Origin of the sequence: Sphingosinicella sp. (genome assembly GCF_052387495.1) — a bacterium.
In the GTDB taxonomy this organism is placed as follows: Bacteria; Pseudomonadota; Alphaproteobacteria; order Sphingomonadales; family Sphingomonadaceae; genus Allosphingosinicella.
In genome coordinates this window covers 1-19,633 of record NZ_JBQTJC010000151.1, presented here as the reverse complement: position 1 = coordinate 19,633, position 19,633 = coordinate 1, and the positions used below count along the sequence as shown (strand labels likewise).

Genomic DNA, 19,633 nt, shown 5'->3' with positions numbered 1-19,633 from the left:
GAGGTGGCGCTCGCTGACACGATCGGCGCCGCCTCTCCCCGCGATGTCGAGCGGCTGGTCGCGCGCGTCACTGATGCGATCGCGCCGATTCCGATGCGGGTTCATTTCCACAATACGCGCAACATCGGCCTCGCCAATGTCTGGGCGGCGGTGCAGGCCGGCGCCCGCACCGTCGATGCGTCGCTCGGCGGGCTCGGCGGCTGTCCTTTCGCGCCCGGCGCCGCGGGCAACGTCCCGACCGAGGATGTCGTCTACATGCTGGAGCGCTCCGGCGTTTCGACCGGGCTCGATCTCGACCTGCTGATCGAAACGTCCGCCTGGTTCAGCGGCGTGATCGGCAAGCCCCTGCCCGGAATGCTGACCAAGGCTGGGCGGTTTCCGAGCGGCGCACAACAGGGGGAAATCGCTTGATGGGCTATCGTCTCGGCGTCGACGTGGGGGGAACCTTTACCGATCTGCTGCTGTTCGAGGAGGCCACGGGCGCCTTCTGGCGGCACAAGACTCTGTCGACGCCCGCCGACAGCTCGATTGGCGTGCTCGCCGGAGTCGAGACGGTCGCGGCGCGGGCGGGGATCGCGCCGAGCGCGGTCGAGACCGTCCTCCACGGCACGACCGTCGCGACCAACGCGGTACTCGAGGGCAAGGGTGCCCGCGTCGGGCTGATTGTCACGGAAGGATATCGCCAGATCCTGCAGATCGCCCGCAGCTACGTGCCCGGTGGCCTCGCCGGCTGGATCATCTGGCCGAAGCCCGAGCCGCTCGCGGCGCTCGAGGATACATTCGAGATCAAGGGGAGAATGGACGCGCGGGGTTGCGAGCTCCGTCCGGTCGACGACGCCGACATCGGCGCCGCGCTGGAAAGGTTGAAAGCGCGCGGGGTGGAAGCGGTCACCGTATCGCTGATCAACGCCTATCTGAACGGCGCCCACGAGCTGCGTGTCGCTGCGCTGGCGCGCGAGATTCTTCCCGACGTGCCGATTTCCCTCAGTCACCTCATCCTGCCCGAGATGCAGGAATATGAGCGGACGCTGACCACCGTCGCCAATGCTTCGATGCGGCCGGTGGTCGGCCATTATGTCCGCAACCTGCGTGGGAAGCTGCGCGACTGCGGAATGGTTGGAAAGCTGGCGTTGCTCCGCTCGGACGGCGGCCTGATGTCTTCCGAAAAGGCCGAGGAACATCCGGTATCCCTGCTGATGTCAGGTCCCGCGGGCGGCGTCGCCGGCGCGCTTTGGGTCGCCAGGAATGCCGGTTTTCGCAACATCCTCACCTTGGACGTAGGCGGGACGTCGACCGACGTCGCCCTGATCGAAAATCTCGAGCCGCGACGGACGCGGACGACCGAGGTCGGCCATCTCAGCGTCAGAGCATCGTCGCTCGATGTGAAGACAGTCGGGGCGGGAGGCGGATCGATCGCCTATGTGCCGGAACTGACCGGCGCGCTGCGGGTCGGCCCGCAATCGGCCGGCGCCGTTCCCGGGCCAGTCGCCTACGGCATGGGTGGCGACCAGCCAACCGTCACCGATGCCAACGTCGTGCTGGGCTATCTGCCTGAATCGCTGCTCGGCGGGAGCTTCAAACTGGATCGGGACGGTGCCACTGCGGCGATCCAGACGATCGCCGACAAGCTGGGCATCGGCCTGTTCGAAGCGGCGCGGGGGATCATCGATATCGCCAATGAAAATATGTTCGGGGCGCTGCGCATGATCTCGGTCCAGCAGGGCTACGATCCGCGCCACTTCGCGCTGATGGGCTTCGGCGGTGCCGGGCCGCTGCACGTCAACGCTGTGGCGCGGCTGATGGGCAGTTGGCCCGCAATTTCTCCGGTTTCGCCGGGCGTGCTGTGCGCCCTTGGCGACGCGACGACGCGAATGCGCACAGAAGCGGCGCGCAGCTTTTCCCAACTGGCGCGCGACACCACCGAATCCGAACTCATCGCGCTGCTCGGCGAGATGGCGGACCAGACTCACGCGGAGCTTCGCGCCGACGGCATCGCCGAGGCGGACATCGCCAGCCTGTTCGAGATCGACCTGCGCTATCAGGGCCAGGCGTTCGAGGTGCCGATGACGATAGACGCGAAAACGCTGCGCCGCGATGGCATTGCCGGTCTGCTCGCGCGCTTCGACGCGGAGCATCGCCGCCTGTTCACTTTCAACATGGAGAGCGCGCACGAGATCGTGAACCTGCGCGCGGTCGCGATGGGGCCGGCGCTCGACCTTAAGCCAGCCGGGCTGCCCGAAGGAGACAGCGATCCCGCCGGGGCGAAGCTGCGAGATCACGAGTTGTGGATCGACGGCGCGATAAGGCCTGGGACGATCTACGACCGCGCACGGCTCCGCGCCGGCGACACGATCCCCGGACCGGCGATCGTTGTCGAAATGGACGCGACAACCCTTGTCGAAGCGGATTGCGTCGCCACGGTCGACGCGGTCGGCAATATCCTGATCAACCCCGCCTGAAGGACGCGCCATGCCCGCCACGATCGTTGAGACGAGAGCCGGCCCCTTCGCCGGCGTCCCCGTCGATCCGGTGACCCTCGATCTGATCGAGAATGCGCTGCGCAACGCTCGCGTCGAGATGGATGCGACGCTGGTTCGCACCGCCATGTCGCCTGGCATCCGCGAGCAGGGCGACGCCTTTCCGCTGATCGCCGATCACAAGGGACGGATGCTGGTCGGCCAGTTCGGCTCGTTCATCGGCGGCTTCCTCGCCGGCTATGACGGAACGGTCGAGGAAGGCGACATGTTCTTCCTTTCCGATCCCTATTCGGTTGAGGGCGCGATCAGCCATTCCAACGACTGGCTGGTGCTGCTGCCGGTGTTCAAGCAGGGCCGGCTGCTCGCCTATACCGCCATGTTCGGCCACCAGTCCGACATCGGCGGCAAGGTCGCCGGGTCGATGCCGATCGACGCGCGCTCGATCTTCGAGGAAGGCGTGCGCATTCCGCCGGTCAAGATCTACCGGAATGGCGACTATAATGCGGACCTGATCAAGCTGGTCATGCACCAGACGCGCAAGCCCGATTGGTGCACGGCGGACCTCAACGCGCTGATCGCGTCGTGCCGTGTCGCGAGCCGGCGGGTGGTCGAGATGGCGGAGCGGTTCGGCGACGATCTCTACGTGTCCGCGACCGAGGAGCTGCTGGCCCGCAACCATCGGGCGATGAAGCAGCTTATCGCGAGCTCGATCGGCAAGGAGCCCGTCAGCTTCGAAGACTATGTCTGTGACGACGGCGTCGGCCGCGGCCCCTACAAGATCCGCTGCACGATGTGGCGGGACGGCGACCGGGTCGTGCTCGATTTCGACGGCACCGATCCCCAGAGCGAAGCCTCGATCAACTTCTATCTCAACGAGAACATGTTCAAGATGTTCTTCGGTATCTACATGATCATGGTGTTCGACCCGCAGATATTGTTCAACGACGGCTTCTACGATTTGATCGAGGTGCGCATTCCCGAAGGATCGCTGCTCAAGCCGAAATTCCCGGCCGCTCTGTCCGGCCGCACCCACGCCCTCGGCCGAATCTTCGACATTCTCGGCGGCCTGCTGGGCCAGAAGACGCCCGAATTCCTCAACGCAGCCGGCTTTTCCTCCTCTCCTCACCTCTTTTACTCCGGCGTCGACAAGCAGGGCGAATGGTTCCAGCTGTTCCAGATCGGATTTGGGGGTATCCCGGGCCGGCCTCTCGGCGATGGGCCCGACGGCCACTCGCTCTGGCCCGGCTTCACCAATGTCCCGAACGAGTTCCTGGAGCGCTATTTCCCGCTGGTGATCGAACGCTACGAGACCGCCCCGGACAGCGGCGGCCCCGGCCTTCACCGCGGCGGCAACGGCATCCACATGGCCTACCGCTTCCTGGAGCCGGGCGTCATCGCCATCCACGATGACCGCTGGTTCGTGCCGCCCTGGGGGGTGAACGGCGGCGAACCGGGCGCGCGCGCGCGGAAGATTCTCGAAAAAGCGGACGGGACCCGGGTCATCGTCGGCAACAAGGTGGAGGATTTGCGCGTCGAGGCCGGCGACCAGCTCCATTACATCACCTGGGGCGGCGGGGGCTGGGGCGACCCGCTGGCGCGCGATCCCGGACTCGTCGCGAAGGAGGTCAGGCAGGGGCTGGTGACGCTGGACGGGGCGCGCCGCTACGGCGTGGTCGTCGCCCGCGACGGAGAGGCGGACGGCGAGGCCACTGAGGCGCTTCGAGCCCAGCTCCGCGACGCGCGTCATGATATCCTGCCGCTTTTCAACTTCGGGCCCGGCATCGAGGCGTTGCGCCGCTCCTGCGAGGCCGAAACCGGTCTTCCCGCGCCGCGGCAGCCGACCTGGCAGCCGCTGGCGCTGGCGGCGGAATAGGGGCGCGGCATGACGGCCAGGAACCCCGGCGCGCTCAGCGACATTCGCGTGATCGAGCTCGGCCAGCTGATTGCCGGCCCGTTTTGCGGTCAGCTTCTGGGCGACATGGGCGCCGACGTGATCAAGGTCGAGCCGCCCGGCGCGGGCGATCCCATGCGCGAGTGGGGCCGCGGCGACGAGAAATTGTGGTGGGAGGTGGTTGCGCGCAACAAGCGGTCGATTACCGCTAACCTCCGTGTCCCGGAGGGGCAGGAACTGATCCGCAGGCTCGCCGCGACCGCGGACATCCTGATCGAGAATTTCCGGCCCGGCACGCTCGAGGGCTGGAACCTCGATCCCGAAACGCTGCGCGCGATCAATCCGCGGCTGATCGTCGTCCGAGTCTCCGGCTATGGACAGACCGGCCCCTATGCGGGCCGCGCCGGATTCGGGGGGATCGGCGAGGCGATGGGCGGCTGGCGATACATTGTCGGCGATCCGGATCGGCCGCCCTCGCGCATGGGGGTTTCGATCGGCGACACCCTCGCCGCCACCTACGGCTGCATGGGCGCGCTCGCCGCGCTCCATGCGCGCGAACGGACCGGCCTCGGCCAGATCGTCGACTCGGCGCTCTACGAAGCGGTGCTTCAGGTGATGGAAAGCCTGATCCCCGAGTATCACGTATCGGGCTATATTCGCGAGCGCTCGGGATCCGCGCTCCCCGGAATCTCGCCATCGAACGTCTACCCCTGCCGCGACGGGGACTATCTGATCGGCGCCAATCAGGACGCGGTGTTCAGGCGCCTCTGCGCGGCGATGGGGCGTCCAGAGCTCGCTGACGACCCGCGCTACGCCGACCATGTCGCGCGGGGACGCCATCAGGCTGAGCTCGACGCGTTGATCGCGGATTGGACGTGGAAGCGCACGGTCGCCGAGGTCGAATCATTGATGATCGCGAACGGCGTCCCGGCCGGCGCCATCTACCGCGCGCCCGAGATGCTCTCCGACCCGCATTTCGCGGCGCGCGAAGCGATCCTCGACATCGACACATCGAGATGGGGCCCGATCAAGATGCAGGCGCCCTTTCCGAAGCTGTCGGAAACGCCGAGTTCGGTCCGATCGCCGGCCCCGACCGAGGTCGGACAGCATAATGAGGAGGTTTACGCCGGCCTGCTGGGCTATAGCGCCGAGGAGCTCGAAGCGCTGCGCGCCGCCAACGCAATCTAGGACACGCCATGGGAGCCAAGCACGTACAGCGAGAGCGGGACGAAGGCGCGTTCGACGGGCACATCGCGCCCGGCAAGCGCCCCGCGCTGCTGATCGTCGACATGGCAATGGCCTATCTGGCGCCGGGATCGCCTCTGTTCCTCGACGGCGAGGCGGCGGTGGCCGCGACCGCGCGGCTGGCCGGCATCGCCCGCGCCGCGGACGTGCCCATCGTGTTCACCACCGTTCTTTACAGGCCCGGCGGACGCGACGGCGGCCTCTTCTACCGCAAGGTCCCCGCGCTGCGGGCGTTCGACGAAGGATCGGCGCTCCGCGCTTTCCCGCCGGCGCTGCGGCCCGAGGCGGGGGAGGTGGTCTTCGCCAAGCAATATGCCTCGGCCTTCTTCGGAACCTCGCTCGCGCCAATGCTGCGCGTCGAGGGAATCGACACTTTGGTGATCACCGGCTTCTCCACCTCCGGCTGCGTCCGCGCCACCGCCGTCGACGCGATCCAGCACGGCTTTGCGCCCTTCGTCGTTCGGGACGGATGCGCCGACCGCCGGCCGGAGGCCCACGAAGCCAATCTGTTCGATCTCGATCGAAAATATGCCGAGGTCGTTGACGAGGCGGCCGCCGCGTGCATCCTCTCGAACGGAAGAACCTGAAATTGGCCGATCCGTCACCGCCCCGCACGCTCTACGAGAAGATCTGGGACGACCATGTCGTCGAGCGGCGCGAGGATGGCACCTGTCTCCTCTACATCGACCGCCATCTCCTCCACGAAGTCAGCAGCCCGCAGGCGTTCGACGGCCTGCGCGAGGCCGGCCGCCGGGTCCGCCGCCCCGACCTGACCCTCGCCGTCCCCGACCACAACCTGCCGACGACGCCGCGGCGCGACGCCGCCGGCCGGCCGGTGCCAGTCGCGGACCCCGTCTCCGCCCGCCAGCTCGCCGCGCTCGAGGCGAACGCCCGCGAGTTCGGCATCCCCTATATCGACGCCGCCGATCCGGAGCAGGGCATCGTCCACGTCGTCGGGCCCGAGCAGGGCTTCACCCTGCCCGGCTGCACGATCGTCTGCGGCGACAGCCACACCTCCGCCCACGGCGCGCTCGGCGCATTGGGCTTCGGCATCGGCACCAGCGAGGTCGAGCATGTGCTCGCCACCCAGACGCTGCTGCTCCGCCCGTCCAAAACCCTGCTGATCCGCATCGAGGGGACGCTCGGTTTCGGCGTTTCGCCCAAGGACCTGGTGCTGGCGATCATCGGCAGGATCGGGGCGGACGGCGGCACCGGGCACGTCATCGAATATGCCGGATCGGCGATCAGGGACATGTCGACCGAAGGCCGCCTGACGGTCTGCAACATGTCGATCGAGGCGGGCGCGCGGGCCGGGCTGGTCGCTCCGGACGAGGCTACCTTCGCCTATCTCGAGGGGCGTCCGCTGGCGCCCAAAGGCGAATCCTGGGAGCGCGCGCTGGCCTATTGGCGCACTCTGCCAAGCGATGTCGGCGCCGCCTACGACCGCACGGTCGCGATCGAGGCAGGCGACATCGCGCCCGCCGTGACCTGGGGGACCAGCCCGGCGGACGTGGTCCCGATCGACGGCCGCGTCCCCGATCCGGATGACCTGCCCGAAGGCCCGCGGCGGGAAGCGGCGCGGCGCTCGCTCGATTATATGGGGCTGAGGCCCGGCGAGCGCATGCAGGACGTCGCGATCGAGAACGTCTTCATCGGCAGCTGCACCAACAGCCGGATCGAGGATCTGCGCGCCGCCGCCGCGGTGCTGCGCGGGCGCAGGATCGCCCCCGCCATCAAGCAGGCGCTGGTCGTTCCCGGCTCCGGCCTGGTCAAGCGGCAGGCCGAGGCCGAGGGTTTGTATCGGATCTTCACCGAAGCCGGCTTCGAATGGCGGGAACCGGGCTGCTCGGCCTGCCTCGGCATGAATCCGGACAAGGTGCCGCCCGGCCAGCGCTGCGCCTCGACCTCCAACCGCAACTTCATGGGCCGCCAGGGCCCCGGCGCGCGCACCCACTTGCTGTCGCCCGAAATGGCCGCCGCCGCCGCAGTGGCTGGCCGACTCGCCGACGTTCGGGAGCTGATGCCATAGACGCCGTGTCGATCATCGAGGGCCGGGCCTATCCGCTGGGGCTGGACGACGTCGACACCGACGTCATCATCCCCGCGGAATGGCTCAAGACGGTCAGCCGCAAGGGCCTCGGCGCCGGCGCCTTCGCCGTGCTCCGCCAGGGCGGCGGCAGCGTGTTCGACGTTCCGCGCTTCGCGGGCGCTCCAATCCTGATCGCCGGGCGCAATTTCGGCTGCGGATCGAGCCGCGAGCACGCTGTCTGGGCGATGCGCGACATCGGCATCAGGGCGGTCATCGCGCCCAGCTTTTCCGACATCTTCGCCGGCAACGCCTTCCGCAACGGCCTGCTCGCGGTGACGCTGGATGAGTCGGCGGTGGCGCGGTTGATGGAGGCGGCGCGGACGGCTTCCATCCGCATCGACCTGCCCGCCCAGACCGTGACCACGCCACTCGGCGACTATTTCGAATTCGACTTCGATGCCTTCCGAAAGCAGTGCTTGGTCAACGGCGCCGATGAAATCTCATTAACCGAGATGAATAGTGGCAAGATTGCTGACTTTGAGCAAAAAATTAAAGCTATACGGCCGTTCCTTTTCGATCTTGGCGGTTAAATCTGCTCGAAAAGGACGCGATGTAGAATTCAGGCAGGCCTGGCAGGTTGCGCCGGCGCGCTGTGTCGCCGAGCGGGTTTCAGGGTCTGCTTTCGGATGGCGAGCCGGTTGCGTTCGAAGGCGTTCAGATCGCTGACGTTCGGCCCACGCGCCACCACAGCCTGGGCGATCACCGGCATTGCTGCCTGGGCCGCCGCGCCGAGCTCCCCCGCGTCGACCGGCACGTCGCGCCAGCCGACCAAGACCTGTCCCTCGACCCTGACCAACCGTTCGAACCGCTCTACCGAAGCCTTTCGGCTCGCCTGGTCGCGGGGCAGGAAGCACATCGCCACCGCATAGTCGCCCGCTGGCGGCAGGTTGAACCGCTCGGCTTCCGCAACGCGCCGCTCGAAGTCTCATCGCCGCGGCGGACATCTAGGCGCCGTTGGTAGCGCCGAATGTAGGCGGCGTGACGCTTGCGCCTCCCCCCGAGCGCCTCGCCCAAGAATCCGGAAATTGCGCCGCAGCGCAGGCTGGCCGGTGCGGCTTCGCTGATCCCGATACCGCCGATATAGCGCGCTAGATCGTCCTGCATGATCTCGTACGGATAGCCGCGTCTGGTAGCGGATGATCTCGCTGAAGCAGCCCTGCGCCTTGTACCAGCCGAGCCGGGCCGCGGAGAAGCTCGAGAGCTCAAGCCGCTGGCTGTTGTTGACGAGGGCTGCGCTTGACGGTGAGCGGCTCCATGCCCCGGAACGGGAGCGGCTTGCCGGTCCGGAGCACCGTCTCGGCGAGCGCGTCGGGCGCGAGGTCGAGCGAGATATCGAGGCCGAGCTTCGCGCCGAGATCGGGCAGATGAACGGTCGCGACCTCGCGGCCGAGCAAGGAGCGGCCGTCGTCGGCGGCGATGCGGACGACCTGGACGTGATCGTCGGGGAGCTTGTCCCAGACCGGAAGCAAGAGGCCAGTGGCGAGATGCACGGTCTCGCGGCGCAACGTCGCCGAGGCATCCTCGACCTCCGCCGCCCAGGCCGGCTCGAACCGATCGAGCGACACCGGCGCCCAATTCGTGTCGGCGATCGCCCTAATTGCATGCGGCGCGAAGCCCGCCAAGGGCGGCCCGGCCGTACGGTGGCACGACACGGAATTCGAGATTGAGGGAGAGCGATGAGCCACGCGTATAGAGTTGCAATCGCCGCGCCCGCCGACGCCGGCTGCCAAAGGAAGTCGACTGCAAATGAACATTCCGATCGACCGCCGGTCCGTCATCCGTGCCGGCGCCCTCGGCGCGGCCGGGCTGGGCCTGGCGCGCTACTTTCCAGCCTGGGCGCAGACCGGCACGCCAGGACTCGGTCCCGACATGCCGACGCTGAGCGGCGAGGAAATCGCGCTCACCATCGCCCACCGACCCTTCACGGTCGGCGGTCACACGCGTCATGCGATCATGTTGAACGGGACGCTTCCGGCGCCGCTGATCCGCCTGCGCGAAGGGCAGAATGTCCGCATCGCCGTCACCAATCGGCTCGAGGAGGACAGCAGCATCCACTGGCACGGCATCATCCTTCCCTTCCGGATGGACGGAGTTCCCGGAATCAGCTTTCCGGGCATCCGGCCGGGCGAGACATTCGTCTACGAGTTCCCGATCCGGCAGAGCGGGACCTACTGGTATCATAGCCATTCCGGCCTGCAGGAGCAGGAGGGGCATTACGGACCGCTCATCTTCGATCCGGCCGAACCTGACCCGGTCGCCTATGATCGCGAGCATGTCGTCGTGCTCAGCGACTGGAGCCGGATGCACGCCCATCTCGTCTTCCGGCGCCTCAAGCAGGAAGGCGGCTTCTTCAACCGGCAGCGCATGACTTTGGCCGGGCGCCTCGGCGGCGACCCCGAGCACCAGATGCCGCAGTCGGAACGGATGATGTGGGCGCAGATGCGGATGGACCCGACCGACATTCTCGATGTCACCGGCTCGATCTATACCTATCTGATCAACGGCCACGGGCCCCAGGAGAACTGGACCGGCCTGTTCAGGCCCGGAGAGCGCGTCCGCCTGCGATTCATCAATTCGGCGGCGCAATCGATCTTCAACGTCCGTATCCCCGGCCTGAGGATGACCGTGGTTGCCGCCGACGGCCAGAATGTCCGCCCGGTCGGCGTCGACGAGTTCAGGATCTCGGTGGCCGAAACCTATGACGTGATCGTCGAGCCGGTCGAGAGCCGGGCCTACACCATCGTCTCGGAAGCGATCGACCGCTCCGGCATGGGCGTGGCCACCCTGGCGCCGCGGCTCGGCATGCGCGCCGAGGTGCCGCCGCTGCGGGACCGCCCGCTGCTTACGATGCGGGACATGGGGATGGGCGACATGGCCCATGGCGGCATGGACATGGGAAATTCGCCCGCATCTCCCGCTGCGCCGAGCAATCATGGTTCGATGCCCGGGATGGACAGCGGCGTCGCCGGCGAAGCGATGGGCGGAATGCAGCATGGCGGCGGTCCGGCCCCTGGAGCGCAGACGATGTACAGCCGCGCGAACCCGCCGCCCGGGGTGGAGGCAGGCGTCGGAGTCGACAATATCGCCGCCATGCCGACCGACCGGACGGGCGAACCTGGAAACGGCCTCGAAAATGCCGGCCACCGCGTTCTGACTTACCGCGACCTCGTCGCGCTGACCCCGAATGCCGATGCGAGACCGGCGACGCGCACCGTCGAGGTCCACCTTACGGGCAACATGGAACGGTTCATGTGGTCCTTCGACGGCGTGAAGTTCTCCGACAACCCCGAGCCGATCCGCTTCGCCCGCAACGAGCGGGTGCGGCTGCGGCTCATCAACGACAGCATGATGGCCCACCCGATCCACATTCACGGCCATTTCATGGAGCTGGTCAACGGCAATCCGGGCCGTCATCCGCTCAAGCACACGGTTGACGTTCTGCCCGGCGGCACCGTCGACCTCGACCTCACCGCGGACGCGCCCGGCGACTGGGCGTTCCACTGTCACCTCCTTTATCACATGCATGCCGGGATGATGCGGGTCGTCACGGTACGCCCGCTCGACGGAGAGGGCGCATGAGGCCGCGCCTTCTCATCCTGTTTGCCGCCTGCGCTGCCGCGCCCGCGCTCGCGCAGCATGAGGGGCATGGCGCCCAGCCGGCCGCGACAGCGCAGGCTGCCCCGCCCGCCCTGCCCTGCCCGCGCGAGAGCGGAACGCCCGACCCCCATGCCGCGCACGGTTCCGCGCCGCCACCGGCCGGCGACTGCCGCACCCCCCCGCCGCGAACCGCTCCAGCGGCGGCTCCCGACCCGCATGCCGGCCATGCGATGCCATCCGAACAACCCCGCCCCCCTTCCCCTCCAGAGCCGGCGGCGGTCCCTCCGGCGCCGCGGATGGTCCCCGGCCAAACCCCGACAACCGGGCGGGCAAGCCCGGATCCGCACGCCGGCCACGCCATGCCTGCGCCGCGCATGCCGGTCGTCCCCGACCCCCATGCCGGCCATGCCATGCCGCCCGCGACGGTCGCCCCGCCGGCCGTCCCCGATCCCCACGCCGGTCACCCGATGGGCGATACGATGGCCGCGCCCCCGGCTCCTCCAGTCGGACCGCCGCCGCCTGAGGCACTGTCGGGGCCGGCTCATGCCGCGGATCTTGCCTATGACGCCGCCGACATGGCCAGGTCGCGCGCGCAGGAGCGGAGGGTCAACGGCGCGGTCCCCCAATATCGCCTGCTGATCGACCGGCTCGAGGTCGCGCTGCGCGACGGTCGCGACGCCTATATCTGGGACGACGCGCAGTTCTGGTACGGCGGCGACATCGACCGTTTGTGGATCAAGTCGCAGGGCGAGGGCGAGTTCGGCGGCGGGCTGGAAGCGGCCGAGGTCCAGGCCCTTTACAGCCGGGCCATCAGCCCGTGGTTCGACCTTCAGGCGGGTGCGCGCTACGATTTTGCCCCCGATCCCGGGCGCGGCTATCTCGTGCTCGGGCTGCAGGGCCTCGCGCCCTATTGGTTCGAGCTCGACGCAGCCCTGTTCCTGTCGGAAAGGGGCGACGTTACGGCGCGGTTCGAAGCGGAATATGACCTTCGCATCACGCAGCGGCTGATCCTCCAGCCCCAGATCGAGGCCGACTTCGCCTTGCAGGACGTGCCCGAGCTGCGGCTCGGCTCGGGCCTGTCGACCGCGGAGCTCGGTCTCAGGCTGCGCCACGAATTCTTCCCGGCGCGTGCGCCGGCCGTCTTCGCGCCATATCTGGGCGTCCAATATGAGCGCGCCTTCGGCGATACCGCCGCCTTCCGTCGCGCCTCGGGGGAGCGCGTCGGCGGCTGGAGCCTTCTCCTGGGAGTGCGAACATGGTTCTGATCGTGAAAAGACTGCTGCTGTGGGTCGCCGTTACAGTATCGCTCGCGGCGGCCCTGCCGGCCGCCGCGCATACCGACCACAACAAGCAGCAGGAGGCCGCCCGGAGCATGGCGGACGGGCACGCGGCGGCGCCCACCGCCGGAACCGATATGGCCATGGACGATCACGGCATGGCGTCGGAAGAGCGGCCGACGAGCTTGGGCGGACGCTTCGTTTCCTGGCTCGGCAGAATGCATCCGTTCGCGGTCCATTTCCCGATTGCGCTCATTCCGGCGAGCTGGCTCGCGCTGCTCATCGCGCGGCGGCGCGGCCACGCGGCCGAGGTGCTTCGGGCGGTCATCGTTCTCGCCGGCGTGGCCGCGGTCGCCGCCGCCCTGCTCGGCTGGTTCAATGCCGGCTTCGCGCTCGCGGATCGCGAGCCCATCCAGCTCTACCACCGCTGGATCGGCACGGCCCTCGCCGTCGTGGTAGGCGGAATCGCCCTGTGGGCATGGCGCCGGCCCGAAGCCGTCTCGAGCAAGGCCATGACCTGGACGCTCGGCACGACAACGCTCTTGCTGCTGGTCCAGGGCTGGCTCGGCGCCGCGCTCACCCATGGCCTGGACCATATGTACTTCTGAAGCATGTATTTCTGAAGCGCGGCAGCTTGCCCTGACTTCAACAGCGTTCGAAACCGGAGAAGTGACACCATGAAACGACTGCTTGCGATGCTGGCGCTGGGAACGATGCCCGCCCTGGCGGCGTGCGGCCAGCGCGCGAACGAAGCCCCTTCGGCCGATGTGATCAACCACGTCGCAACGGTTGGGGACAATGAAGCCGTCGCCGCGACTCTGCCTCCAGCCGCCAACGAGGCTGAAACCGGTCCGGAAGTCCCCGCCGAGCCTCCCGCCGCGAAGACCGGTGCGTCCAAGCCGCGGGCCGCGCCGCCCCGAAGCGGACCGCGCGCCGAACCTGTCGAGCCGCCCGCGCGAGCGCCCCAGCCGGCCGACCCCCATGCCGGGCATGACATGGGGAATATGGCGGACATGTCGCACTGACGGCCGGACGCGACGGCGCGGAGAGCCCGCGCCGTCGCGCGGGGAGCGATCGCTCAGCCTGCCGGGCGGGCCGGCCGCGGCGCCCGCGACGAGCCGTGCATGCTGACCACTTGCCAGCCGGCGGGGGTCCGTCTCAGCACGCTGGTGGTGACGCCGCGCCGCTCGATCGGCGCACCCTCATGGCGCTCAATGCGGTAGTTGTAGGTTTCGGTGGCGAGCGCCACCTCGCCTTCGAAACGGACGTCGACCGCGACGTCCGAAAAGCGGAACGAGGTGAAATGGCCGAGCTCGGGACCGAGATGACGGGCAAGGTAGTTGCTGTAGCTGCCCTCGACTCCCCCATTCTCGAAAATCTGCGAGTCGGTCGCGAACATCGCCTCGGTGCCCGAAGCGTCGAGCCGCTCGATCGCCGCGCGGTAGCGGCCGAGCAGTTCGGTCACCGCGCTGGTCTCGCCGGCGCGGTCATTGTCCTGAGCGACGCCCGGCGTCGCCGCGACGAGCGCCGCCGAAACCATCAGGACTGCAATCATTTGTCTCATTCTCAATCCTCCCCTTCTTCGTTCCAGAACGGCCGCCGCGCCCAATCGTAGCAAGGCTGCTTCAGCCGGTCACCGCATGGTACAGCCGGCGCCGGCCGGACCGGTCGAACGCCAGCACCTGATAGGCATCGCGCCGACCGTCGGGCATTTCCATGCCGGGCGAGCCCGCCGGCATGCCGGGCACCGCCAGCCCGGCGACTCCCGGCGGGCGCTCGCGAAGCAGGCGGCGAACCTGGTCGAAGGGCACGTGACCCTCGACAATCAGGCCGTCGACCAGCGCGGTGTGACATGAGGCGAGGTCCGCGGGAACGCCGAGCCGCCGCTTCACCGAGGCGAGATCGGCCTCGTCGACGATCGTCGTCGCGAAACCGGCGTCCCGGCCCTGGCGCGCCCATTGCTCGCAACAGCCGCAATCCGGATCTCGATGGACGGTCATGGCGAGCGTCGCGCGCTCCCCGGCGCGGGCGCATCCGGTGGCGAGCAATCCAAGCAAGGCGGCCGCGCCGCCGATGAACCGGCGCCGCGGAAAGCCGCGGACAGCTTCGGGATTCATGGAATTCCATCTCCTGCAATCGCTATTCATACGCAGCGGGGCGCATCTGCCCTCGAATCGGGCGGCGCCCCGGCCGGCATCGGGCTTCGGCCGCCGCGCCCTGCCTGCTATGAGCATGGCGCCCGACCGGAATGAGGGCGGCGCCCATGGCGTGCGTAAGGAGGTTTGACGAAGATGGAGATGATCGAATGAGCGGCGATGCTGACGACGGCACGCTCGAGCGGCTGGCTCGCGCCCCGACGCCCGCGGGCCTCGTGAACGTCGAAGCCGCGGTCCTCGGACGCATCGCGGGAGAGCTCCCGGCGCGCGGCCGCGACGGATTCGGCGTGTCAGCCTTCGCGGCGGTGGCCGCATTGAGCATGGGGGTTCTCGGCGGGGCCGTTCCTAGCGAGGCGGACAGCGCCCAAGCGGCTCTCTCTCCGCTGACCGGCGTGTCGTCGCTGGCCCCCTCCTCGCTGCTGATGGGCCGGCGGTGAGTCCCGGCCGGCGCCGCACGCTCCAGGTCGCGCTGATCGCCTTCCTCGCCGCCCTGGCCGGAGTGCTCATCGGCCGCAGCATCTCGGCGCCTGCCCCGCCCGCGTCGAGCGCCCTGCACGAGCTCCTTCACGAGCAGCTCGATCTCGACCCCGCGCAACTGGGCCGCATCGAGGCGCTCGAGATCCAGTTCGCGGCCCGGCGGCGCGAGCTTGAGCTCGAGCTTCAGGCCGAGAACGCGCGGCTCGCCGCGGCGATTCAGCTCGAGCATGGCTACGGGCCGCGCGTAGCCGCCGAGGTCGAACGTTCCCACGCGACGATGGGCGTCCTCCAGAACGAGACGCTGGCGCATATCTTCGCGATGCGCGCGGTGCTTCGCCCGGACCAAGCGGCCGAGTTCGATCGGGTCGTGTTCCGTACCCTTACCGATACCAGGTGACATGCGGGGCGAGGATTGCTCGGACGGCGAACTGGCCGTGCTCGTCCTCGCAGGCCGCAAGACCGCCTTCGCCGAGATCATGCGCCGCCACAAGGAGCCGGTCTATCGATTGATCCTCGGCCATGTCGGCAGCCCGGACGACGCGCTCGACCTCGTCCAGGAGTCCTTTATCGCCGCCTACCGGAATCTGGAAAGCTACGACCCCGAGCGGCCGCTTCGCGCCTGGCTTGCCCGCATCGCCATCAACAAGTGCCGCGACTGGGCGCGGCGCCGCACGGTACGCAGGTTCTTCACCTTCGCCCGTCCGCTTGACGATGCGGCGGCGGTATCGGATCCCGCCCCGGCGCCCGATGTCGCCGCCGCGGACCGCGAGGCGCTCGACGCGCTCTGGCAAGCCGTCGCCGCTTTGCCCAGGTCGCTCAAGGAGCCGCTTCTGCTGTGCGCCGTCGAAGGGCTGAGCCAGGCCGAGGCGGCGGCCGCGCTCGGAATCAGTCCGAAGGCCGTCGAGACCCGTCTCTACCGGGCCCGCGCGAAACTGGCGTCGGTTCGGGACGGTCGGGAGGTTCGGGCGAGCCCGGCGGGGGAGGATTGACCGTCAGAAAATCCGCCGCGAACCCGTCGGACGGAACCTCGACCCTCAGCAGCTCGCTTCCCGCATCGCGAAAGCCGAGCGAATCGAGCACGGCGCGCGCTGCCGCGTTGCGCCCGGTCGGACGGAACCTGATCTCGACGAAGCGCGGCGCCGCGCCGCGCCGGGCGCAGAGGTGCTGAAGCAAGGCATTCTCGATATATTTTCCCTGCACCCGGCAGGAGAGCATGAGATCCTCGATCCGAACGCCCTGTCCCACGCTGCGCGCCACGCAGAAGCCAACGAGGCCATAGTCCCCGTAGCGGTCGCGGCATTCGACGACGTGACGCTCGAGCCCGGGCTCGCCCAGCAGCCGCTCGAGCTCCGTCCGGTTGTATTTGCGGCCGGAGAAGTTGAGCTGGTTGGTGCGCTGGACCAGCTCCTGGACGCGCTCGCGGTCATCGGCACGCTCGGGCCGGACCGAGACGATGATCGCGCACGAGCGCAGGAAGTCGAGATAATCGTGGCCGAACGCCGCGGCCGCGGTGTCGCGCGCCTCCGCGTCGCGATACATCTGCCGCCGGGCCCGGGATTCGCGGGTGACGCCGCCGGCGAGGCGCGGATGATCGAGCAGGCGGGGGATCGCCCCCGCATCGAGCACCTCCACCTGCGGCAGCGACCGGGCGACCTCGTCGCGCTCGAACGGACTGTCGTCGACGAACATGAAGCCGTCGAGGCCGATGCCGAGCCGGCCTGCGATCTGCCGCAGCCCCTCGGACTTGGCACCCCAGCCGATCGCGGGATGGAGGAGATAGTCGGCGAGCCCGAATGCTCGCAGCTGCGCCAGCGCATCGTCGCGCGCGTTCTTGCTGGCGGCCGAAATCAGGATGCCGCGCTGGTCGAGCGCCTCGAACAGGCCGGCGATCTCATCGCGCAAGCGCACCGATCCCTCGACGAGGACGCCGCTCCACAAGGTGTCGTCGAGGTCGAACACGACGCACTTCACCCGGGGCCGACCTTCGGGTCGATCGAGAGCTCTCGTCTCCGATCCTCCGGAGAATCGGACGAAGTCGGCGGTAAGGAAGACGAGATGGACTCCGTCGGGCGCGGCGGGCGCGAAGGCCAGGTTGAACGGCAGTCCGGAGCCGGCCAGGTCGGCGAATTCGGCGCGGGGAACGAGCCGGCGAAAATAGCCCGGTCCGATGTCGAGCCCAAGCAGCAACGGCCGGGGAACGCGCTCGGGCGGAAAGCCGGCGGGCAACCTGGTGCGGTCCACGGACATCGAGAAGTGCAGCGATACGGAGTCGCGGCCCGGATTGTAGATCTCGATCGCGAAGGCGTCCGGCTTTGCCTCGCCGGCACCGCGGCGAAGGAGCCGGCCGTTGAACCGCTCGAGCAGCGAATAGGTCAGATAGGACCAGCGGATATCCTTGAGCAGCCGACCGGCAACAGCTCCGGCGCGATTGAGGACCGGCGCTGCCAGCGCCAGTCCCCGCTCCATGGCCCCGATCAGACGGGGCGAAAGGAGGGCGACGTTGCCGCGCGCCTCGAGCTTTCCCCAGGTCCTGAAAACGATCTCCGCGCCATAGCCGCTCGCGGACGAATATCGGCCGTTCCTGTACACGCCATAAGCGAAGCGGCGGCATCGACGGTCGGGCCGGGCCTGATAAAGGTCGCAGGTGGCAAAGCAGTCCGGCGCGGCGCATTCGACGCAATGCTCGCCCCAGACGAGAAAGGATCGGCGATCTATCCGCGAGAGTGGCGCATAAGGACGGCCCGGCGCCGACGGTCGAAAGCCCTGCGGCCGAACATATTTGTCGAACTCGAACATCTTCGGCCGCCGCTGCCCAGGCGCGGCCCCGGCCGCCCTTTCCAGGATGAATACGCAAGCGGCGCGCCTTGCCCGCAAGATTCGCTCGTCCCGTCGCGGGAACGGCGAAACGATGAGGGCGCGCGGCGGATCATGCGTAGGAAGGGCATGGTTGACGAGCAAGGCGCCGCGAGGCGCGAGCCCGATCTCGATTATTTCCAGCGGCGCGCCGAGCAGGAGGTCAGGTCCGCGCAACGCGCCACCGATCCCGCCGCGGTCGCCGCGCATTATGCGATTGCCGAGACCTATCTCGACCGCGTGGCGCGCATTCAGGATGCGCCGACGGAGACCGGCGGCGAGGTCGATTGAGCGGGCGCGCACCGAGCCGTATCCGTGTCCGGCGGACGCGCTGGGCCGTCCGCGGCCGTGGCGGCAAGCACTCCAGGAACTTGACAGGACGTTCCCCAGGCCTAGGTGGGACGGTGTGACGAGATTTCTCCTCACGATCCTCGTGGCGCTGTCGCTGATCGGCGCGCCGGGTCCGGCTCTCGCGGGACCCGCAATGGGCTGCACGATGGACGGCGCCTCCGGCATGGACGGCGATCACGACAAGATGGCTTGCTGCACGCCGGACTGCGCAATCGGCTGCCCGGCCGGCGTCGTGCCGGGTGGCGGGCCCTATGTCGCCGAAGACGAGATTGTGGCGGCGCCTCTCATCGAAGCGAGCGCAAGAGCGCTGCCGTCGGTCGGTCCAGGGGCGGCCGACCCTCCTCCCCGAACCATCTCTCTGTGAGCCGATGAACGGCCGGCCCATCGGGCCGGCGCGTCATCGTCAATCCTCAATTCCGGTCCGGGCGCTTCCGGACCGGCGGTGGGCCGCGACGGGGGCCAGCCTCCCGCGCCGTTCCACCGGTCTGGAGCAGAGGTGCAACAGTGAAGACGATTTCGATGACGACCGCGTTCGCCCTGGCGCTCGCGCTGACCGCGTGCGGCGAGTCGCGAGGGCCGACGCCGCGCAATTCAGGCGAGTCCGCGGGGCAGGCGACGCAGCCTCCCGGGAGCCAGGTCTATGCCGCGACCGGTGAGGTGACCGCCATTTCCGGCGGCCGGGTGACGATCTCCCACGGTCCGGTGGAAGGGCTGGGCTGGCCGTCGATGACGATGGCGTTCGAAGCCGACGCGCCGGCGATGGTGCAGGGGATCGAGGTCGGCGATGCCGTCAGCTTCCGGTTCCGCGAGGCGGACGGAAGCTACCGGCTCACCTCCCTCACCAAGACCCGATAGCCGCAGCATGCGGCCTCGCGGCCGTCATGCCCTTCGCGATGTCCAGGACGAGATCCATGACCAGATCAGCCCGCCGCTTCCTCGCGGCCACTACCGCATTCGCTCTCCTGCTGCCGACGACGGCAGGCGCCCAGAATGCCTTGACGCTGGACGAGGCGCTCCGGCTTTCGCTGGAGCGGCAACCGGCGCTCGAAGCCTATAATCGCACCGCGCAGGCGTTCGAGGAGGCGGCGGTCGCCGCGCGCCAGCTGCCCGATCCACGGCTGATGGCAGGCGTGCAGAACCTGCCCGTCACCGGTCCGGACGCGTTCAGCCCGAGCGCGGACTTCATGACGATGCGCTTCATCGGCATCGGGCGGGAGCAG

Annotated in this window: 20 protein-coding genes and 3 pseudogenes; 18 read left to right on the top strand and 5 right to left on the bottom strand. The window is 68.5% G+C overall.

Annotated features, from left to right (window positions below; translation table 11 throughout):
• From ACT4N8_RS08545 to leuD, 7 genes and pseudogenes are all read left to right on the top strand, one after another.
• Positions 1 to 411: pseudogene (locus tag ACT4N8_RS08545) on the top strand (hydroxymethylglutaryl-CoA lyase); the annotation flags it as partial.
• A complete protein-coding gene (locus tag ACT4N8_RS08540; protein ID WP_444857709.1) occupies positions 411 to 2,459 on the top strand; it encodes a hydantoinase/oxoprolinase family protein in 2,049 nt (682 codons plus the stop codon). The pseudogene ACT4N8_RS08545 and the gene ACT4N8_RS08540, both read left to right, overlap by 1 nt.
• 10 nt (positions 2,460 to 2,469) lie before the next feature.
• Entirely contained in the window at positions 2,470 to 4,350 is a 1,881-nt protein-coding gene (locus tag ACT4N8_RS08535) for a hydantoinase B/oxoprolinase family protein (protein WP_444857707.1), read from the top strand.
• 9 nt (positions 4,351 to 4,359) lie between these two features.
• Positions 4,360 to 5,556 carry a CaiB/BaiF CoA transferase family protein gene (locus ACT4N8_RS08530; RefSeq protein WP_444857706.1) on the top strand — a complete coding sequence of 399 codons (1,197 nt, stop codon included), beginning with the start codon at positions 4,360 to 4,362 and terminating at the stop codon, positions 5,554 to 5,556.
• 8 nt (positions 5,557 to 5,564) lie between these two features.
• Positions 5,565 to 6,200, top strand: a complete 636-nt coding sequence (locus ACT4N8_RS08525) for an isochorismatase family protein (RefSeq protein ID WP_444857705.1) — start codon at positions 5,565 to 5,567, stop codon at positions 6,198 to 6,200.
• A gap of 2 nt (positions 6,201 to 6,202) precedes the next feature.
• The gene (gene leuC / locus ACT4N8_RS08520; protein ID WP_444857704.1) at positions 6,203 to 7,642 is read left to right on the top strand and encodes a 3-isopropylmalate dehydratase large subunit; all 1,440 of its coding nucleotides are present in this window, start codon (positions 6,203 to 6,205) and stop codon (positions 7,640 to 7,642) included.
• The gene (gene leuD, locus ACT4N8_RS08515; RefSeq protein ID WP_444857708.1) at positions 7,639 to 8,232 is read left to right on the top strand and encodes a 3-isopropylmalate dehydratase small subunit; all 594 of its coding nucleotides are present in this window, start codon (positions 7,639 to 7,641) and stop codon (positions 8,230 to 8,232) included. The genes leuC and leuD overlap by 4 nt, the downstream gene beginning before the upstream one ends.
• A 29-nt stretch (positions 8,233 to 8,261) precedes the next feature.
• Here leuD and ACT4N8_RS08510 read toward each other — a convergent pair.
• Together ACT4N8_RS08510 and ACT4N8_RS08505 are read right to left on the bottom strand one after the other, a co-directional pair.
• Positions 8,262 to 8,612: pseudogene (locus ACT4N8_RS08510) on the bottom strand (hypothetical protein); the annotation flags it as partial.
• Between the two features lie 292 nt (positions 8,613 to 8,904).
• The gene (locus tag ACT4N8_RS08505; RefSeq protein WP_444857703.1) at positions 8,905 to 9,354 is read right to left on the bottom strand and encodes a hypothetical protein; all 450 of its coding nucleotides are present in this window, start codon (positions 9,352 to 9,354) and stop codon (positions 8,905 to 8,907) included.
• A 94-nt stretch (positions 9,355 to 9,448) separates the two neighbouring features.
• On the opposite strand from ACT4N8_RS08505, the gene ACT4N8_RS08500 reads away from it, so the two are divergent.
• The 4 genes from ACT4N8_RS08500 (at position 9,449) to ACT4N8_RS08485 (ending at position 13,601) form a co-directional block, all read left to right on the top strand.
• A complete protein-coding gene (locus ACT4N8_RS08500; protein WP_444857702.1) occupies positions 9,449 to 11,281 on the top strand; it encodes a copper resistance system multicopper oxidase in 1,833 nt (610 codons plus the stop codon).
• Positions 11,282 to 11,673: 392 nt separating this feature from the next.
• Positions 11,674 to 12,564, top strand: a complete 891-nt coding sequence (locus ACT4N8_RS08495; RefSeq protein WP_444857701.1) for a copper resistance protein B — start codon at positions 11,674 to 11,676, stop codon at positions 12,562 to 12,564.
• On the top strand, positions 12,555 to 13,184 hold the full coding sequence (locus ACT4N8_RS08490) for a DUF2231 domain-containing protein (RefSeq protein ID WP_444857700.1): 630 nt from the start codon (positions 12,555 to 12,557) through the stop codon (positions 13,182 to 13,184). Before ACT4N8_RS08495 ends, ACT4N8_RS08490 begins: the two co-directional genes overlap by 10 nt.
• 69 nt (positions 13,185 to 13,253) lie before the next feature.
• Positions 13,254 to 13,601, top strand: coding sequence for a hypothetical protein (locus ACT4N8_RS08485; protein WP_444857699.1), 348 nt, complete (start codon positions 13,254 to 13,256; stop codon positions 13,599 to 13,601).
• A 53-nt stretch (positions 13,602 to 13,654) separates the two neighbouring features.
• On the opposite strand, the gene ACT4N8_RS08480 is transcribed toward ACT4N8_RS08485, so the two are convergent.
• Together ACT4N8_RS08480 and ACT4N8_RS08475 are read right to left on the bottom strand one after the other, a co-directional pair.
• Positions 13,655 to 14,140, bottom strand: coding sequence for a YybH family protein (locus ACT4N8_RS08480; protein WP_444857698.1), 486 nt, complete (start codon positions 14,138 to 14,140; stop codon positions 13,655 to 13,657).
• Between the two features lie 61 nt (positions 14,141 to 14,201).
• Complete coding sequence (locus ACT4N8_RS08475; RefSeq protein ID WP_444857697.1) at positions 14,202 to 14,693, bottom strand: DUF411 domain-containing protein; 492 nt, start codon at positions 14,691 to 14,693, stop codon at positions 14,202 to 14,204.
• A gap of 188 nt (positions 14,694 to 14,881) precedes the next feature.
• Here ACT4N8_RS08475 and ACT4N8_RS08470 point away from each other — a divergent pair, with 188 nt between their 5' ends.
• The 3 genes from ACT4N8_RS08470 to ACT4N8_RS08460 are packed head-to-tail and all read left to right on the top strand — an operon-like array spanning position 14,882 to position 16,198.
• Positions 14,882 to 15,169 (top strand): hypothetical protein, encoded by a 288-nt coding sequence (locus ACT4N8_RS08470; RefSeq protein WP_444857696.1) that lies wholly within the window; start codon positions 14,882 to 14,884, stop codon positions 15,167 to 15,169.
• Complete coding sequence (locus ACT4N8_RS08465; protein WP_444857695.1) at positions 15,166 to 15,606, top strand: periplasmic heavy metal sensor; 441 nt, start codon at positions 15,166 to 15,168, stop codon at positions 15,604 to 15,606. The genes ACT4N8_RS08470 and ACT4N8_RS08465 overlap by 4 nt, the downstream gene beginning before the upstream one ends.
• A 1-nt stretch (position 15,607) precedes the next feature.
• Positions 15,608 to 16,198: an RNA polymerase sigma factor gene (locus ACT4N8_RS08460; protein ID WP_444857694.1), complete on the top strand. Its 591-nt coding sequence runs from the start codon at positions 15,608 to 15,610 to the stop codon at positions 16,196 to 16,198.
• Here ACT4N8_RS08460 and ACT4N8_RS08455 read toward each other — a convergent pair.
• Complete coding sequence (locus tag ACT4N8_RS08455; protein WP_444857693.1) at positions 16,095 to 18,005, bottom strand: HAD-IIIC family phosphatase; 1,911 nt, start codon at positions 18,003 to 18,005, stop codon at positions 16,095 to 16,097. The two genes, ACT4N8_RS08460 and ACT4N8_RS08455, sit on opposite strands and share 104 nt — an antisense overlap.
• Before the next feature lie 147 nt (positions 18,006 to 18,152).
• On the opposite strand from ACT4N8_RS08455, the gene ACT4N8_RS08450 reads away from it, so the two are divergent.
• The 4 genes and pseudogenes from ACT4N8_RS08450 to ACT4N8_RS08435 all read left to right on the top strand — a co-directional run.
• Positions 18,153 to 18,353, top strand: a complete 201-nt coding sequence (locus ACT4N8_RS08450) for a hypothetical protein (protein ID WP_444857692.1) — start codon at positions 18,153 to 18,155, stop codon at positions 18,351 to 18,353.
• 115 nt (positions 18,354 to 18,468) lie between these two features.
• The gene (locus tag ACT4N8_RS08445; RefSeq protein WP_444857691.1) at positions 18,469 to 18,777 is read left to right on the top strand and encodes a hypothetical protein; all 309 of its coding nucleotides are present in this window, start codon (positions 18,469 to 18,471) and stop codon (positions 18,775 to 18,777) included.
• 155 nt (positions 18,778 to 18,932) lie between these two features.
• A complete protein-coding gene (locus ACT4N8_RS08440) occupies positions 18,933 to 19,268 on the top strand; it encodes a copper-binding protein (RefSeq protein ID WP_444857690.1) in 336 nt (111 codons plus the stop codon).
• A gap of 56 nt (positions 19,269 to 19,324) precedes the next feature.
• Positions 19,325 to 19,633, top strand: a pseudogene (locus tag ACT4N8_RS08435) (TolC family protein); the annotation flags it as partial.

Coding starts and splice junctions, on each gene's coding strand:
- ACT4N8_RS08540 (WP_444857709.1), top strand. CDS start 411: ATGGGCTATCGTCTCGGCGTCGACGTGGGGGGAACCTTTACCGATCTG.
- ACT4N8_RS08535 (WP_444857707.1), top strand. CDS start 2,470: ATGCCCGCCACGATCGTTGAGACGAGAGCCGGCCCCTTCGCCGGCGTC.
- ACT4N8_RS08530 (WP_444857706.1), top strand. CDS start 4,360: ATGACGGCCAGGAACCCCGGCGCGCTCAGCGACATTCGCGTGATCGAG.
- ACT4N8_RS08525 (WP_444857705.1), top strand. CDS start 5,565: ATGGGAGCCAAGCACGTACAGCGAGAGCGGGACGAAGGCGCGTTCGAC.
- ACT4N8_RS08500 (WP_444857702.1), top strand. CDS start 9,449: ATGAACATTCCGATCGACCGCCGGTCCGTCATCCGTGCCGGCGCCCTC.
- ACT4N8_RS08495 (WP_444857701.1), top strand. CDS start 11,674: ATGCCGGTCGTCCCCGACCCCCATGCCGGCCATGCCATGCCGCCCGCG.
- ACT4N8_RS08490 (WP_444857700.1), top strand. CDS start 12,555: ATGGTTCTGATCGTGAAAAGACTGCTGCTGTGGGTCGCCGTTACAGTA.
- ACT4N8_RS08485 (WP_444857699.1), top strand. CDS start 13,254: ATGAAACGACTGCTTGCGATGCTGGCGCTGGGAACGATGCCCGCCCTG.
- ACT4N8_RS08480 (WP_444857698.1), bottom strand. CDS start 14,140: ATGAGACAAATGATTGCAGTCCTGATGGTTTCGGCGGCGCTCGTCGCG.
- ACT4N8_RS08475 (WP_444857697.1), bottom strand. CDS start 14,693: ATGAATCCCGAAGCTGTCCGCGGCTTTCCGCGGCGCCGGTTCATCGGC.
- ACT4N8_RS08470 (WP_444857696.1), top strand. CDS start 14,882: ATGAGCGGCGATGCTGACGACGGCACGCTCGAGCGGCTGGCTCGCGCC.
- ACT4N8_RS08460 (WP_444857694.1), top strand. CDS start 15,608: ATGCGGGGCGAGGATTGCTCGGACGGCGAACTGGCCGTGCTCGTCCTC.
- ACT4N8_RS08455 (WP_444857693.1), bottom strand. CDS start 18,005: ATGTTCGAGTTCGACAAATATGTTCGGCCGCAGGGCTTTCGACCGTCG.
- ACT4N8_RS08450 (WP_444857692.1), top strand. CDS start 18,153: ATGGTTGACGAGCAAGGCGCCGCGAGGCGCGAGCCCGATCTCGATTAT.
- ACT4N8_RS08440 (WP_444857690.1), top strand. CDS start 18,933: ATGACGACCGCGTTCGCCCTGGCGCTCGCGCTGACCGCGTGCGGCGAG.